The following is a 13429-nucleotide window of genomic DNA, read 5'->3' as shown; positions in this document are numbered from 1 at the left end:
GCTTGACTAACGAACGATCGTTCGCTAGTCAACCGTACGAACGATCGTTCGTTTCGCCAGTCTGGCGGCAACGGTCGCGGCCTGCAAGCTGATTGCGGGCGCTGTTCTCGCGTTTCAACTCCGCCCCTTGAGAGGCGGGGAGCAATTTGGGGAGATGACGCCATGGCGCGCTTTGCCAGCCTTCGTGCGGCCTGCATGCTGTTGCCGCTGTTAGCCGCCAGCGCCGCCCCCGCCCAAAGCAAGTACGATCCCGGCGCCGACGACAAGACCATCAAGATCGGCACCACCGCGCCGCTGAGCGGCCCGGTCTCGGCCTTCGCGCAAATCGCGAAATCGGCCGAAGCTTATTTCCGGAAAGTGAACGACGACGGCGGCGTCAACGGCCGCCGCATCCAGATGATCATCGCGGATGATGCCTACAGCCCGCCGAAGACGGTGGAGCAGACGCGAAAACTGGTCGAGAGCGACGAGGTGCTGCTGATCTTCGGCGGCGTCGGTACACCCACCAACAGCGCCGTCCACAAATATCTCAACGACCGCAAGGTGCCGCAGCTGTTCCTGGGCTCCGGCGCCGCGAAGTGGGACGACCCGAAGAATTTTCCGTGGACCGTCGGCTGGCAGCCGACCTATCGCGACGAGGCGATTGCCTACGCTAAGTACATCAAGGCGAGCCACGCCAATGCGAAGATCGGCGTGCTCTACCAGAACGACGATCTCGGCAAGGACTATCTGAAGGCGCTGGAGGAAGGGCTCGGCAGCGGCGAAGCGATTGTCGCGCGCGCGGCCTATGAGACCTCGGCGCCGACGGTGGACACCCAGATCCTGCAACTGAAGACCGCGGGCGCCGATGTCGTGCTGGTCGCGGCGACACCAAAGTTTGCAGCCCAAGCGATCCGCAAGATCGGTGAGATCGGCTGGAAGCCCACGACGATCATCTCCAACGTCTCGGCCTCGATCAGGGGCGTGCTGGAGCCGGCCGGCAAGGACAACTCGACGGGCGTGATCTCCAGCCAGTATCTTAAGGACGCGACCGATCCCGCCAACAAAGATGACCCCGGCTACAAGGAATGGCTGGCATTCATGGACAAGTACCTGCCGGAGGCCAACAAGAGCGACTGGCTCAACGTCTATGGCTACACGATCGCGCAGACGCTGGTGACGGTGCTGAAGGCCTCAGGCAACAACCTCACCCGCGCCAATGTAATGAAGCAGGCGACAAGCCTGCAGGACGTCAAGCTGCCGATGCTGATCAACGGCACCGCGGTGAACAATTCGCCGGAGCACTACACGCCGATGACGAGCCTTCAGCTGATCCGTTTCGACGGCACGCGCTGGGTACCGTTCGGCGACCTCCTGAAGAACTGAAACCATGCGGCAAATCAGGATCGGCAGCATGCGGGTGGATCTCGTCAGCGAGATCCCGTCACTTGCGTTCGACAAGACCTGGCTGTTCGCCAACGTCACCGATCAGGTGATCGCGGAGAACCGGAGCTGGCTCGATCATCGCTATATCGAGCCGGAGACCGGCCGCTTCGTCCTCAGCCACCACTCCTATCTGGTGCGCACGCCGCACTGGACCGCGATCGTCGACACCTGCTGCGGTAACCACAAGAAGCGGCCGCGCGTGCCGGTGTGGAACGATCTCGACCAGCCTTATCTCCAGAATATGCAGGCGCTGGGCGTCGCGCCCGAAGAGGTCGACTTCGTGATGTGCACGCATCTGCATGTCGATCACGTCGGCTGGAACACGCGGCTCCTCGATGGCCGCTGGGTGCCGACCTTCCCCAATGCCCGCTATCTGATGGGCCGCGAGGAGTACCGGCATTTCGAGGCCGCGCATAGTGCCGGGCCGAAGAGCCCGGTGAACCACGGGTCGTTCGAGGATTCCGTGCTGCCTGTGGTCGCAGCCGGCCTTGCCGAATTCGTCGAGACCAATCATCGCCTGTTCCGGGATAGCGACGCCGCCTTGCGCTTCGCGCCGGCGCCGGGTCACACCGCCGGCAACATGCAGATCCATCTCAATGGCGGCCACGATCACGCGGTCATGTCCGGCGACGTCATCCACCATCCGATCCAGTGCGCCGCACCGTGGCTGTCCAATGCCGCCGATGTCGATCCGGCCGCAGCGGTGGCGACGCGAATGGCGCTACTGGAGGAGCTTGCGGATACGCCGAGCTATCTGCTGACAGGCCATTTTCCGGCGCCGACCGCCGGCCGCGTCGTCAGGCACGGCGACGCCTATAGATTTCGTTTCGAAGATTAGGGAATGGCATCATGATGCTGCGCACCGTCACGCTTTCATTTCTCGCCTTTCTGTCGGCAACGCTGCCGTCGCGTGCCGAGGATCCCGCCGCTTACCCGACCCACAAGATTCGCATGCTGCTGCCTTACGCCGCCGGCGGCGGTGGCGACGTGGTCGGACGGCTGCTCGCGGACAAGATGGGCAAGACGCTCGGGCAGAGTATCTATATCGAGAACCACACGGGCGCGGCCGGCACGCTCGGCACGCAGATGGTCGCGACGTCGCCGAATGACGGCTACACCATCACCGTCGGCGGCATGACCACGCATGTGCTGGCGCCGGCGATCTATCCGAAGCTTCCTTACGATTCGATCAAGGACTTTACGACGATCGGCCGCGTCGGCGTCTCCGCGATCATGCTGGTCGCGACCAAGGATTTCGCCGCCAATGACATCAAGGGCCTGATCGCGCTGGCCAAGAAGGGCGAGCCGATCCAGTACGGCAGCTGGGGCATTGGCTCGACCGGGCAGTTCTGCGCCGAAATCCTGATGCAGCAGACCGGCATCAAGATGGAGCATGTGCCGTTCAACGGCATCGCGAAACTCGCCGGCGACCTGCTCGGCGGCCACATCCGGCTCGCGACACTCGACGTGGCGACCGCAACGCCGCTGGTGAAGGACGGCTCGATCAAGGCTCTGGCGGCCTGCGGCGAGCGTTCGCCGAGCCTGCCCGATGTCGCCAGCTACAAGGACCAGGGCGTGCCGTTCGACCGCAGCCTGTCCTGGGCGATGTATGCGCCGGCCGGCCTTGCTCCGCCGATCACGCAGAAATTGCAGGCGGCGCTCAAGGACGCGCTCGATGATGCCGAGGTCAAGCAGAAGCTGCTGGGCCTCGGCATCACCCCGCAATTCGTGCCCGGCGACGAGCAGCGTGACATCAATGCCCGCGACATCACAGCCTGGAAGCAGGTCGCCAAGGATGCGGGCATCGAGGTGAACTGAACAAGCGAGGCGGGAGACTCGCGTGCGACCATCCTTCGAGACGACCGCTGCGCGGTCTCCTCAGGATGAGACTGGTTTCGCGGCGGGATATGGACCCTCATGGTGAGGAGCCCGCAAAGCGGGCGTCTCGAACCATGCAGGCCGACAATCCGAGTTAAATAAGCTGAAAACAGGAGCGCGGGCATGAGCCGCATCTTCGGCGCGGTGCGCCAGAACGGATATGTGGTGCGGGATATCCACGCCGCGATGACGCATTGGATCGAGGTGATGGGTGTCGGTCCCTGGTATTACATGGACCGCGTCAAGACCGACTGGTTCCGCCATCGCGGCCAGGAGTCCGCGGTCGAGATGAGCATTGCGCTGGCGAACTCCGGCGATCTCCAGATCGAGCTGATCCAGCAGCGCAACGACGCGCCCTCGCTGTACAAGGAATTTCTGGACGCCGGCTACGAAGGCCTGCAGCACATGTCCTATTGGAGCCGCGACTACCAGGCGCTCTACGACAGGGCGATCGGGCTTGGCTACAGGATCGGCCACGAGGGCCAGATCGGCGGTGACCAGGGCCGCTTTGCCTATTTCGACACGCAGGCGCATCCCGGAACCGTCATCGAGATCTCCGACATCAGCGGCACCAAGGGGCCATTCTTCGAGAAGGTACGCCAGGCCGCGCTGAACTGGGACGGCACGCGGCCGATCCGCGAGGTCGTCACAAACGCGTCGAGCCGCTAGCGGCCCTCGGTTCACCTCGCCTCTAGAGCGCCAGTTGGGAGCTGTGTTAACATCAACATCGTGCCCGAACCTTCAGCGAGGCAAGCATGTCCAGCACCGACAAGGTCTTCGCCGGCTCGATTCCGAAAATCTACGACGAGTATCTGGTTCCGCTGATCTTCGCCCACTACGCCGCCGATCTCGCCAGGCGCATCGCCGCGCTCGTCCCGACAACAGTGCTGGAAACCGCCGCGGGCACCGGTGCCGTCACGCGGGCCGTGACCGCAGCGCTGCCGCCCGACGTCCGCTACATCGCAACCGATCTCAACGAGCCGATGCTTGCGGTCGCGGCGCAGCGCCAAAGCGAGGACCCGCGCGTGACATGGCGCCAGGCCGATGCCACCGCCCTGCCCTTCGACGATGCCGGCTTCGACGTGGTCTGCTGCCAGTTCGGCGCCATGTTCTTCCCGGATCGCGTCAAGGGTTATGCCGAGGCAAAGCGGGTGCTGCGGCCGGACGGCACGTTCGTGTTCAACGTCTGGGACCGCATCGCGGAGAATGTGTTCGCCGACGACGCGACGCGGGTGCTCGCAAAGGTCTTTCCCGACGATCCGCCTCGCTTCATGGCACGGACGCCGCACGGCTATCACGACAAGGCCGTCATCAAGGCCGAGCTGGAGCAGGCGGGCTTCCGCCACGTCGCAATCGAGACGCTCGCCGGGGTGAGCCGCGCGCCGACGCCTGAATATGTGGCATTCGCCTACTGCCAGGGAACGCCACTCCGAAACGAGATCGAGGCCAGAGACGCGAGCAAGCTTCAGGCGGCGACGGACGCCCTGGCCGAGGACATCCGGACGCGGCACGGCCCCGGCCCCGTCGAGGCCAGGATCCAGGCGATCGTGATCGAGGCGCGGCGGTAGCGGCGGGCTTCAGTCGCGCGCCCTACCAGAAACTGCGCTGCATCGGCTGAGCCGGCTGATAGTACTGATACTGGCCGCGGCGGCGCGGATTGACCGGCTGCGGATTGAGATCGCGCTGGCCGAAGAAGAAGAAGCCATTGCCGCCCCAGCCGTCGTCGCTTGCCATTTCCATCGGCGGCGGCGCGGTCGGCTTGCGCGTGATGAAGCCGCCCTGCGGATGATTGCTCAGCACCGCGACGAACTCGGTGCGATAGTTGGTCTCGGCACTCAGCGGCTCGTCCGAGATGATGATCGATGAACGCGGCAATGCGGTCGGCCCGATGCGGTCCCATACCTCCTGTGGAATGGTGATGCGGTCGAGCGCGTCCTTGGCATTGTCGCCGTCGTCGATCGTGACCACGCTCCAGCGCAACCCCGTGTCGCTCTTCGCCATCGCGGTGAAGATATGCGTGCCGAGCGGCTGGTCGGGATTGCGGATGGTGACGGGAACCTCGATGCTGGTGTCGAACACCTCGCCGCCACCATCCGGCGCCGGCTTGTGGGTGTTTCGCCGCACATAGAGCTTTTGCGTCGACCGGCTGATGTAGACCGAGACCGGCTCGAGCGCGAGTTTCGCATCGAGCGCGGCCTTCACGGCATCGGCCTTCCTGGCCGCAGCGACCTTCGCCGCTTCCTTGGTGGCGGCGACGGCATCGCGCTTCGGTTGGGCGGCGGCCTTGGCAGCATCGAGCTGGGCTGCCGCATCCGCAGCCTTGGCGGCTGCCTTCTGCTTCAATTCGTCCGCCTTTGCCTTGGCCTGGTCGTTCTTGGCATTCGCAACCAGCTTGTCGGCATAGGCGTTCTCGACGTCGGCTTTGGTCTTCTGCTGCTCCAGCTTACGCAGCGTCGCCGGAAGCGACTGCGCTTCCTTTGCGGCGGCTGAAGCAGCCTTCTTGGTTTCGTCGGCCGCGCGCGTGGCCTCCTCGGCCTCGGCGGACAGCTTGCCGATACGGCCGGGCGCGGCCGCAATGGCTTCCGGCTTCGGCACGAACAGCGAGGGATGGGAAAAATCGATCGGCGCCGCGTCGTTCGGCGAGATGATCACCCGCATGCCGATGTTGGTCTTGTCGAACAGGCCCTCGGCGAAGTTGAAGGGCATCCGCACGCAGCCGTGCGAGGCGGCATAGCCGGGCAACGGCCCGCCATGCAGCGCAATGCCGTTCCAGGTGATGCGCTGCATGTTCGGCATCCAGGCATCGTCATACATGGTCGAGTGGTGGTCCTTGTCCTTCTCGACAATGGCAAAGACGCCGGCCGGCGTCTCGCGGCCCGTCGTGCCGGTCGAGACCGGCGCGCGCAAAATCCAGCCGTCGGCATCGTAGAAGGTGACCTGCTGGCTCTTGATCGACACGATCGCCATGATCGGCTCGCCGGCCTCGCGCGGCGCCACCGCCTCGGCCGGCTGGCGCGCCTGCTTGGCGGCCTCGGCGCTGACGGTCAGCGCCGCCAGGGCGGCGAAAGTTGCCAGTGCGACCAGTCCGGGGGGCCGCCAACGCCGCATTGCCGAGGTGGATTGCGCCGTCGTCATCAGGTCTTTCATGCCATACCCCGGTCCAGTACCAGTCCGCGCTGTATCGATCAGATTGCGATCATTGGATTAAGAAATCGCAGCCACCTTGCGTTCCCTATCCGGCGATATCAGGACCTGCGGGCAGCAAACCTCTCATATACGAGGGTTCGCGAAGGCGGAAGGTGGCCGGAGGCTCGGGCCGGTCTGGAGCTGGTCGCGAATCGCTGCGGCACAATGTCCACCGGATGTGACCGTCATCACAGAAAATTGTGCGACGCGCCCCTTATCGTCGAGTCTAGCCCGCCGGCCGCATATCGGAGCGTGAGCAGATGGCGCATATTCTTTCTCAGATTGCGGCAGCCGCAGCCGGCGTCGCGCTCCTGACCACCGGCCTCGTGGTCCTTCCCGGGAGCCGCACCAAGAGCCTGGCCAGGAACATGGCCCTGTCGGTATCGCTCGCCATGCTCGCAGCGGTGCTGATCACCGCGATCCGCAATTTCGGATCTTGAACTGCATTCCAAATTTTCTTACCGCGTACCGATATCTGCTTCACTCGAAAACGCTTCAGGAGCCGACGCCGACCGCCTTGCTGTCGATCGCCGCCTGGATTTCCGCATCGCTCAGACCCGCCTCGCGCAGCACCTCGCGCGAATGCTCGCCGAGGCGCGGCGGCATGCGATGGATAGCGGCCGGGCTTTCGGAAAACCTCGTCGCCGGGCGCGCCTGCCGGATGCGGCCTTCGGTGGGATGATCGATATCGGCGAACAGCCCGACGGCGGCGAGATGCGGCTGGTCGCCGATCTCGGTGAGCCGCGCGAAAGCGGTGTGCGGCACGTCCAGCCGCAGCAGCAATTCTTCCCATTCTGCGGTGGTCCGGGTCGGACCGATCTCGCTCATGCGGTCGTAGATCTTGTCGATGTTCTGGGAGCGCAGCACGGGATCTCGCACGCCGAGTTCGTCGCTCAATTCGGGACGGCCGACGGCCTCGAAGAAGGCGCACCAATTGTCTCCGGAATAAGGCAACATCGTCAGCCAACCGTCCTTGGTTTGCACCGGGCGCCGGTTCTTCATCCGCTTGTAGCCGGTCGGGCCGATCGGCGGATCGAAAGCATGGCCGCCCAGCATCTCGATGCTGTTGAAGCCGGCGATGGTTTCCAGCATCGGCACCTCGACCATCTGGCCCTGCCCGCTGCGCTCGCGCCGGAACAAGGCCGCGGACACCGCGCCGACCATCGCCAGGCCACAGATCTTGTCACCGATCAGGCTCGGGACGAATTCCGGTTCGTCGTCCGATCCGATCGATGAAGCTAGGCCGGACGCGGCCTGGATGATCTCGTCGAAGGCGGGCCGCGCCGCCCATGGACCGTCCTGGCCGAAGCCGGTGGCGGCGGCATAGATCAGCCGCGGATTGAGCTTTGCACAGGCCTCATAGCCGAAGCCAAGCCGCGCCATCGCGGCGGGCCGCACGTTGGTGACAAGCGCATCGACCGTCGGGATCAGTTTCGCCAGCGCCGCCTTGCCGTCCGGATGCTTCAGATCGAGCGCGAGGCTGCGCTTGTTGCGGTTGACCGCCATGAACTGGCCGCTCATGCCGCGGTTGCGGAACACGCCGGTGTAGCGCCAAGTATCGCCCGAGAGCGGCTCGATCTTGATGACGTCGGCGCCCCAGTCACCGAGCATCTGCGCGGCATAGGGGCCGAACAGCACGCTCGTCAGGTCGAGAACGCGGATACCGCTGAGGGGGCCAGTCATCGTCTCTTCACCGTGGCTGGAGGAAGCATCAAGGCGGGCATGACAAGCGGGTAAGGCTGACTGCCAGCCCACCCGTCACGATGCGCCGATCCTATTCGCCGATCACGTCGCCGAACAACTCCCAGGACTTGCCGTTGAACCGCGCCATCTGCAGCTGGCGGATCGGCGTCACCTGCTCGGCCGAGGTGTTGAGCTTGATGCCCGGCAGCAGCATCGGCAGCTCGACGTCCTTGAACGACTGGGTCTGCTTCACCACGTTGGCCCGCGTCAGATCGTTGCCGGCGCGCTCCAGCACCAGCTCCATCATCTGCGCCATGGTGTAGCCGGTGACGTTGAAGATGTCGGCGGGATCGGCGCCGGAATTATAAGTCTTCATCCATTCGCGCCACGCCTTCATGCCGGGGTCGTTCTCCCAGCGCGGGTCGCCGGGGTCCTTCTGGAAGGCGCCGGTGACGATACCGACGGAATTGTCGAGCCCGGCCGGGACCAATACGGAACCGACGGAGTTGGAGACCGCGGGAAGAATGATCTGCGGCTTCCAGCCGAGCTCCGCGATCTTCTTGATCGCCTGCGCCGCGAATTTGGGCGTGCACTCGTTGAAGACGACATCGGCGCCGGCCGCCTTGAACTTGACGATCTGGGAGTCCACGGTTGGATCCGATGTCTCGTAGGTCGCCTCCGACACGATCTGGTTGACGTGCTCGCCGAGGCCCTCCTTGAAGCCGGCGAGATAGTCACGCCCCGGATCCTCGTTCGGCGTGATGACGGCGATTTTGGCATCGGGCTTGTTCGCCAGGATCCACTTGGCGTAGATGCGGCCTTCGGTCCGGTAGGTCGGCTGCGAGCCAGTGGTCCACGGGAAATGCTGCGGATCATTCCAGCGGCTGGCGCCGCTCGACGGGAACAGCTGCGGGATCTTCCTGGCATTGAGATATTTCTGCGCTGCGATATTCGGGCCGGTGCCAAGCATCGAGAACATCGCGAACACTTCGTCGCTCTCGGCAAGCCGCCGCACCTGCTCGACGGTCTTGGCCGGCGAATAGGCGTCGTCCATGCTGAGCAGCTCGACCTTGCGGCCGTTGATGCCGCCTTTGTCGTTGAGCATCTTGAAGTAGGCGATCTCGGCGCGGCCGATCGCGGAATAGGCCGAGGCCGGTCCTGAGTAGGGCATGGTCTGCCCGAGCTTAATCGTCGTGTCGGTCGCGCCTGTGTCGTAGTTTCCGGCGACAGCTACCGAGGCAGCTCCGAAAACCGCGAACAGAGCAATGGCCCCACGGACGAGTTGATTTCCGGGCATGCATCTCCTCCCAGGCACAGCGCGACGCGCGGGCGCACAGGCCAGCGTCAGCGCCCTCCCTTGTCTTTTTGGTTATCATCGGCCGCATCGATGCGATGGCGGCGGACATCACGATAGCCCGAATATGAAGCCCGAGATGTAGCCTAGAACTCAGATGCGTATGCGCATCACGCAGCCATCCTGTCCTGCGTGGGCGTCACACGGCAATGTGAGCGTCAGACCTCGAGCCATTCCTGCCGCACGGCCGCATTGGCCTTGAGCTCGTCCGGCGTGCCTTCGAAGACGACGCGGCCGTGCCCCATGATGTAGACGCGCTTGGAGATCCGCATCGCGATCGAGAGCTTTTGCTCGACCAGCAGGATCGCGACGCCGGCTTGCGCGATCCGCGCAATGAGATCGCCGACCTGCTGCACGATCAGCGGCGCAAGACCCTCGGTCGGCTCGTCGATCATGATCAGATCCGGATCGCCCATCAGCGTCCGGCAGGTCGTGAGCATCTGCTTCTCGCCGCCGGACAGCACGCCCGCGGCCGTATCGGCGCGCGCGGCGAGATTCGGGAACATGTCGAGCATGTCCTGCAGCCGCCACTTGCCGGGTCGGCGCGTGTCCTTGATGCCGAGCAGCAGGTTTTGCCGCACCGTCAGGCTCGGGAAGATATCGCGATGTTCAGGCACATAGCCGAGGCCGAGGCGCGCGATCTTGTAGCTGGGCAGGCCGGCGATGTCCTTGCCCTTGAAGCGAATCGTGCCTTGCGGCGCGACCTCGCCCATGATCGCCTTGACCGTGGTGGAGCGGCCGACGCCGTTGCGGCCGAGCAGGCTGACGACCTCGCCCGCGGCGACATCGAGGTCGACTCCCTGGAGAATGTGGCTCTTGCCATAATAGGCGTGGAGATCCCTGACCTCGAGCATCAGTGTGCCTCCTCGCCGAGATAGGCTTCCTTGACCTTGGGATCGCGCCGGATCTCCTCCGGCGTGCCCGAGGCGATGATGTGGCCGTAGACCAGCACCGAGATGCGGTCGGCGAGACCGAACACGACGCTCATGTCGTGCTCGACGATGACGAGCGTCTTTCCTTCCGTCAGACGCCGGATCAGCGCCACGGCCCGCTCGGTCTCGGCATTGCTCATGCCGGCGGTCGGCTCGTCCAGCATGACGACCGTGGCGCCGCTGGCGATGGTGATGCCGATCTCGAGCTCGCGCTGCTCGGCATAGGTGAGCAGGCCCGCCGGAACGTCGCGCCGATGCGTGAGATGAATGTCGTCCAGGATCCGGGCGGTACGCTCGCGCACCTCGGGCAGGCTGTCGACGTTTTTCCAGAACGCGTAGCGATGCCCGGTCGCCCAGAGCACGGCGCAACGCACGTTTTCCCAAACCGACATGCGCGCGAACACGTTGGTGACCTGGAACGAGCGCGACAGGCCGCGGCGGTTGATCTCGAAGGGCCGCAGGCCCGAGATCACATCGCCGTTCAGCTTCACCTCGCCCGAGGTCGGCCTGATGTGGCCGCTGATCAGGTTGAACGTCGTGGATTTGCCGGCACCGTTCGGACCGATGATGGCGTGGCGCTCGCCTTGCGCGACGCTCAGATTGAGGTCGCGGATGATGCCGACATTGCCGAAGCGTTTTTCGACGGCGCGGACTTCGATGGCTGCTGCGCTCATGCGAGGTACCCCCGGTCACGGGCGACCGTGGCTGCGCGATCCCATGCATCGGCGATCCTCCGCCACGTCAGCCGCGCAACGAACGCCCCGCCGACGACAAGAACCGCGGCAACGATCCAGGTCACCGGCGATTGCGGCTTGAAACCGATGCCGAACAGGTTGATGGCTTCTCCGCCGGAATAGCGCGAGACGGTCTCGATCGTGAGGATGACACCACAGGCGAGCGCGACAGTCGGCACGATTGCGACGAAATAGGATGGGATCACCGTCCACAGTGTTCCCGCCCGAACCAGCGGCCGATGCATCATGAGCAGGCCGGCGATCCCGCCAGGCGAGAACATCACGATGCCGATGAAGATGATGCCGAAATAGAGCTGCCAGACGCTGGTGACGCTGGTCAGCCCGAGCTGGAGATAGGTCACCAGGATCGCACCAAGGATCGGGCCGAAGAAATAGGCGGTGCCGCCGATGAAAGTCGAGAACAGCACGAGGCCGGACTGGATCGCGCCGAGATAGGCGGAGTTGGCGATCTCGAAATTGATCGCGGCAAGGCCGCCGGCAACGCCGGCAAAGAACCCGGCAAAGCAGAAGGCGAGATACCGGACGACATGCGGATCGTAGCCGATGAACTGGACGCGCTCGGGATTGTCGCGAACCGCGTTGCTGATCCGGCCGAGCGGCGTGCGGGTCAGCGCGTACATCGCGATCGCCGACAGCACCAGCCAGAACGCGATGAGGTAATAGACCTGGAGCTGCGGGCCGAACGACCAGCCGAACATTTTGGGCAGCGCGGTACGATCCGTGGTGATGCCGGACTCGCCGCCGAACACCGAGCGGAGGATCAGCGAGGACGATGCGACGAGCTCGCCGATCCCGAGCGAGATCATCGCGAACACCGTGCCGGCCCGCTTGGTCATCACCCAGCCGATGATGATCGCGAAGACGAGGCCGCCGAGCCCGCCGAACAGCGGAATGAAGGGCAGCGGGATCGGCCAGCCATGCGAGACCACCGCATTCATCATGTGGCAGGCGGCGAAGCCGCCGAGACCGTAATGCACGGCGTGACCGAACGACAACAGGCCGGTCTGACCGAGCAGGATGTTGTAGGACAGCGCGAACACGATCGCGATGCCGATCAGGCTGAACGACGTCAGCGAGCCGCCGGAGGAAAAGATCATCGGCAGCACGATCAGCGCGGCGATGCCCATCAGCCAGACAGCGTAGAAGCGCAAGCCATCGCCGGAGGATTTGTCGGCGAGCTTTGATGTCGAAGTCGTCGCCGTGGTCATGATTCGCGCGTCCCCATCAGGCCCAGGGGGCGTACGATCAGAATGATCACCAGCAAGAGATAAGGCACGATCGGCGCGACCTGGGCGATCGTGACGTTCCAGATGTCGGTGAGCACGGATGGTCCGGCCGACGGATCGAGCGGACCGAAGGCGCCGGCGAGCGAGCCGTTCAGCGCGACCGCAAAGGTCTGCACCAGACCGATGACGAGCGAGGCGATGAAGGCGCCAGGCAACGAGCCGAGGCCGCCGAACACGATGACCACGAACAGGATCGGCCCGAGCGCCGCGGCCATGTCGGACTGAGTCACCAGCGCGGGGCCGGCGATGACGCCGGCAAGGCCAGCCAGCGCGCTGCCGACGCCGAACACCACCATGAACACGCGCCCGACATTATGGCCGAGATGGCCGACCATGTGCGGATGGGTGAGGGCCGCCTGCACGATCAGGCCGACGCGGGTGCGCTTGAGCACGATCAGCAGCGCGACGAAGATCACGACCGACACGGCCAGCATGAAGATCTTGTAGGCGGGATAGTTGGTCGAGAAGATCGTGAAGGCCGGGAAGTCGAGCAGCGCCGGCACGCGATAGTCCACGGGGCTCTTGCCCCAGATCATTGACACGATCTCTTCGATCGCGAAGGCAAGGCCGAAGGTCAGCAGCAATTCGGCGACATGGCCGTGCTTGTGGGTGTTGCGCAGGCCATAGCGCTCCACGGCCATGCCGATGGCGCCGACCAGCAGCGGCGCCAGCACCAGCGCCGGCCAGAAGCCGATCCATTTGGTGAGCTGGAAGCCGAAGAAGGCACCTAACATGTAGAAGCTGGCATGGGCGAAGTTGAGCACGCCCATCATGCTGAAGATGACGGTGAGCCCGCTCGACAGCAGGAAGAGCAGCATGCCGAACAGCACACCGTTCAGGGTCGAAATGACAATGAGTTCAAGCACAGCGCACTCGTCTCTGGCCGGGGCCCGGCGGTCCCGGCAAATCCGATCAAACGTCGTCCGGTTG

At 64.4% G+C, this 13429-nt stretch carries 13 protein-coding genes; 6 read left to right on the top strand and 7 right to left on the bottom strand.

What is annotated here, in order from left to right:
• Nucleotides 1–162 precede the first annotated feature (162 nt).
• The 5 genes from HYH08_RS18470 (at nt 163) to HYH08_RS18450 (ending at nt 4871) form a co-directional block, all read left to right on the top strand.
• Nucleotides 163–1365 carry an ABC transporter substrate-binding protein gene (locus tag HYH08_RS18470; protein WP_220011226.1) on the top strand — a complete coding sequence of 401 codons (1203 nt, stop codon included), beginning with the start codon at nt 163–165 and terminating at the stop codon, nt 1363–1365.
• A gap of 4 nt (nt 1366–1369) precedes the next feature.
• Nucleotides 1370–2263, top strand: coding sequence for an MBL fold metallo-hydrolase (locus HYH08_RS18465; protein ID WP_220011225.1), 894 nt, complete (start codon nt 1370–1372; stop codon nt 2261–2263).
• Nucleotides 2264–2274: 11 nt separating this feature from the next.
• Entirely contained in the window at nt 2275–3243 is a 969-nt protein-coding gene (locus HYH08_RS18460) for a Bug family tripartite tricarboxylate transporter substrate binding protein (protein WP_220011224.1), read from the top strand.
• A 183-nt stretch (nt 3244–3426) separates the two neighbouring features.
• On the top strand, nt 3427–3972 hold the full coding sequence (locus tag HYH08_RS18455) for a VOC family protein (RefSeq protein ID WP_220011223.1): 546 nt from the start codon (nt 3427–3429) through the stop codon (nt 3970–3972).
• Nucleotides 3973–4058: 86 nt separating this feature from the next.
• Nucleotides 4059–4871, top strand: a complete 813-nt coding sequence (locus HYH08_RS18450; RefSeq protein WP_220011222.1) for a class I SAM-dependent methyltransferase — start codon at nt 4059–4061, stop codon at nt 4869–4871.
• Nucleotides 4872–4893: 22 nt separating this feature from the next.
• Here HYH08_RS18450 and HYH08_RS18445 read toward each other — a convergent pair whose 3' ends face one another.
• The gene (locus HYH08_RS18445) at nt 4894–6450 is read right to left on the bottom strand and encodes a L,D-transpeptidase (protein ID WP_220011221.1); all 1557 of its coding nucleotides are present in this window, start codon (nt 6448–6450) and stop codon (nt 4894–4896) included.
• A gap of 299 nt (nt 6451–6749) precedes the next feature.
• Here HYH08_RS18445 and HYH08_RS18440 point away from each other — a divergent pair, with 299 nt between their 5' ends.
• Nucleotides 6750–6929: a hypothetical protein gene (locus HYH08_RS18440; RefSeq protein ID WP_220011220.1), complete on the top strand. Its 180-nt coding sequence runs from the start codon at nt 6750–6752 to the stop codon at nt 6927–6929.
• A gap of 55 nt (nt 6930–6984) precedes the next feature.
• Here the strand turns inward: HYH08_RS18440 and HYH08_RS18435 are convergent, their stop codons facing one another.
• The 6 genes from HYH08_RS18435 to HYH08_RS18410 all read right to left on the bottom strand — a co-directional run bounded on the left by HYH08_RS18435 (nt 6985) and on the right by HYH08_RS18410 (nt 13365).
• Nucleotides 6985–8172: a CaiB/BaiF CoA transferase family protein gene (locus HYH08_RS18435; protein ID WP_220011219.1), complete on the bottom strand. Its 1188-nt coding sequence runs from the start codon at nt 8170–8172 to the stop codon at nt 6985–6987.
• Between the two features lie 91 nt (nt 8173–8263).
• A complete protein-coding gene (locus HYH08_RS18430) occupies nt 8264–9469 on the bottom strand; it encodes an ABC transporter substrate-binding protein (protein WP_220011218.1) in 1206 nt (401 codons plus the stop codon).
• Between the two features lie 215 nt (nt 9470–9684).
• Nucleotides 9685–10380 carry an ABC transporter ATP-binding protein gene (locus HYH08_RS18425; protein WP_212299971.1) on the bottom strand — a complete coding sequence of 232 codons (696 nt, stop codon included), beginning with the start codon at nt 10378–10380 and terminating at the stop codon, nt 9685–9687.
• Nucleotides 10380–11132, bottom strand: coding sequence for an ABC transporter ATP-binding protein (locus HYH08_RS18420; RefSeq protein WP_220011217.1), 753 nt, complete (start codon nt 11130–11132; stop codon nt 10380–10382). The genes HYH08_RS18425 and HYH08_RS18420 overlap by 1 nt, the downstream gene beginning before the upstream one ends.
• Nucleotides 11129–12421, bottom strand: coding sequence for a branched-chain amino acid ABC transporter permease (locus tag HYH08_RS18415; RefSeq protein WP_220011216.1), 1293 nt, complete (start codon nt 12419–12421; stop codon nt 11129–11131). Before HYH08_RS18415 ends, HYH08_RS18420 begins: the two co-directional genes overlap by 4 nt.
• Nucleotides 12418–13365, bottom strand: coding sequence for a branched-chain amino acid ABC transporter permease (locus HYH08_RS18410; protein ID WP_220011215.1), 948 nt, complete (start codon nt 13363–13365; stop codon nt 12418–12420). The genes HYH08_RS18415 and HYH08_RS18410 overlap by 4 nt, the downstream gene beginning before the upstream one ends.
• Nucleotides 13366–13429: the final 64 nt, after the last annotated feature.

The sequence above is a fragment of the Bradyrhizobium sp. BR 10289 genome, from assembly GCF_019455385.1.
GTDB lineage: Bacteria > Pseudomonadota > Alphaproteobacteria > Rhizobiales > Xanthobacteraceae > Bradyrhizobium.
Note: the sequence above shows the minus strand (reverse complement) of the source record. Positions and strands in the feature narration are given on the sequence as shown.

What these genes read in the sequence shown, in the direction of transcription:
- HYH08_RS18470 (WP_220011226.1), top strand. Translation starts at nt 163, where the DNA reads ATGGCGCGCTTTGCCAGCCTTCGTGCGGCCTGCATGCTGTTGCCGCTG.
- HYH08_RS18465 (WP_220011225.1), top strand. Translation starts at nt 1,370, where the DNA reads ATGCGGCAAATCAGGATCGGCAGCATGCGGGTGGATCTCGTCAGCGAG.
- HYH08_RS18460 (WP_220011224.1), top strand. Translation starts at nt 2,275, where the DNA reads ATGATGCTGCGCACCGTCACGCTTTCATTTCTCGCCTTTCTGTCGGCA.
- HYH08_RS18455 (WP_220011223.1), top strand. Translation starts at nt 3,427, where the DNA reads ATGAGCCGCATCTTCGGCGCGGTGCGCCAGAACGGATATGTGGTGCGG.
- HYH08_RS18450 (WP_220011222.1), top strand. Translation starts at nt 4,059, where the DNA reads ATGTCCAGCACCGACAAGGTCTTCGCCGGCTCGATTCCGAAAATCTAC.
- HYH08_RS18445 (WP_220011221.1), bottom strand. Translation starts at nt 6,450, where the DNA reads ATGAAAGACCTGATGACGACGGCGCAATCCACCTCGGCAATGCGGCGT.
- HYH08_RS18440 (WP_220011220.1), top strand. Translation starts at nt 6,750, where the DNA reads ATGGCGCATATTCTTTCTCAGATTGCGGCAGCCGCAGCCGGCGTCGCG.
- HYH08_RS18435 (WP_220011219.1), bottom strand. Translation starts at nt 8,172, where the DNA reads ATGACTGGCCCCCTCAGCGGTATCCGCGTTCTCGACCTGACGAGCGTG.
- HYH08_RS18430 (WP_220011218.1), bottom strand. Translation starts at nt 9,469, where the DNA reads ATGCCCGGAAATCAACTCGTCCGTGGGGCCATTGCTCTGTTCGCGGTT.
- HYH08_RS18425 (WP_212299971.1), bottom strand. Translation starts at nt 10,380, where the DNA reads ATGCTCGAGGTCAGGGATCTCCACGCCTATTATGGCAAGAGCCACATT.
- HYH08_RS18420 (WP_220011217.1), bottom strand. Translation starts at nt 11,132, where the DNA reads ATGAGCGCAGCAGCCATCGAAGTCCGCGCCGTCGAAAAACGCTTCGGC.
- HYH08_RS18415 (WP_220011216.1), bottom strand. Translation starts at nt 12,421, where the DNA reads ATGACCACGGCGACGACTTCGACATCAAAGCTCGCCGACAAATCCTCC.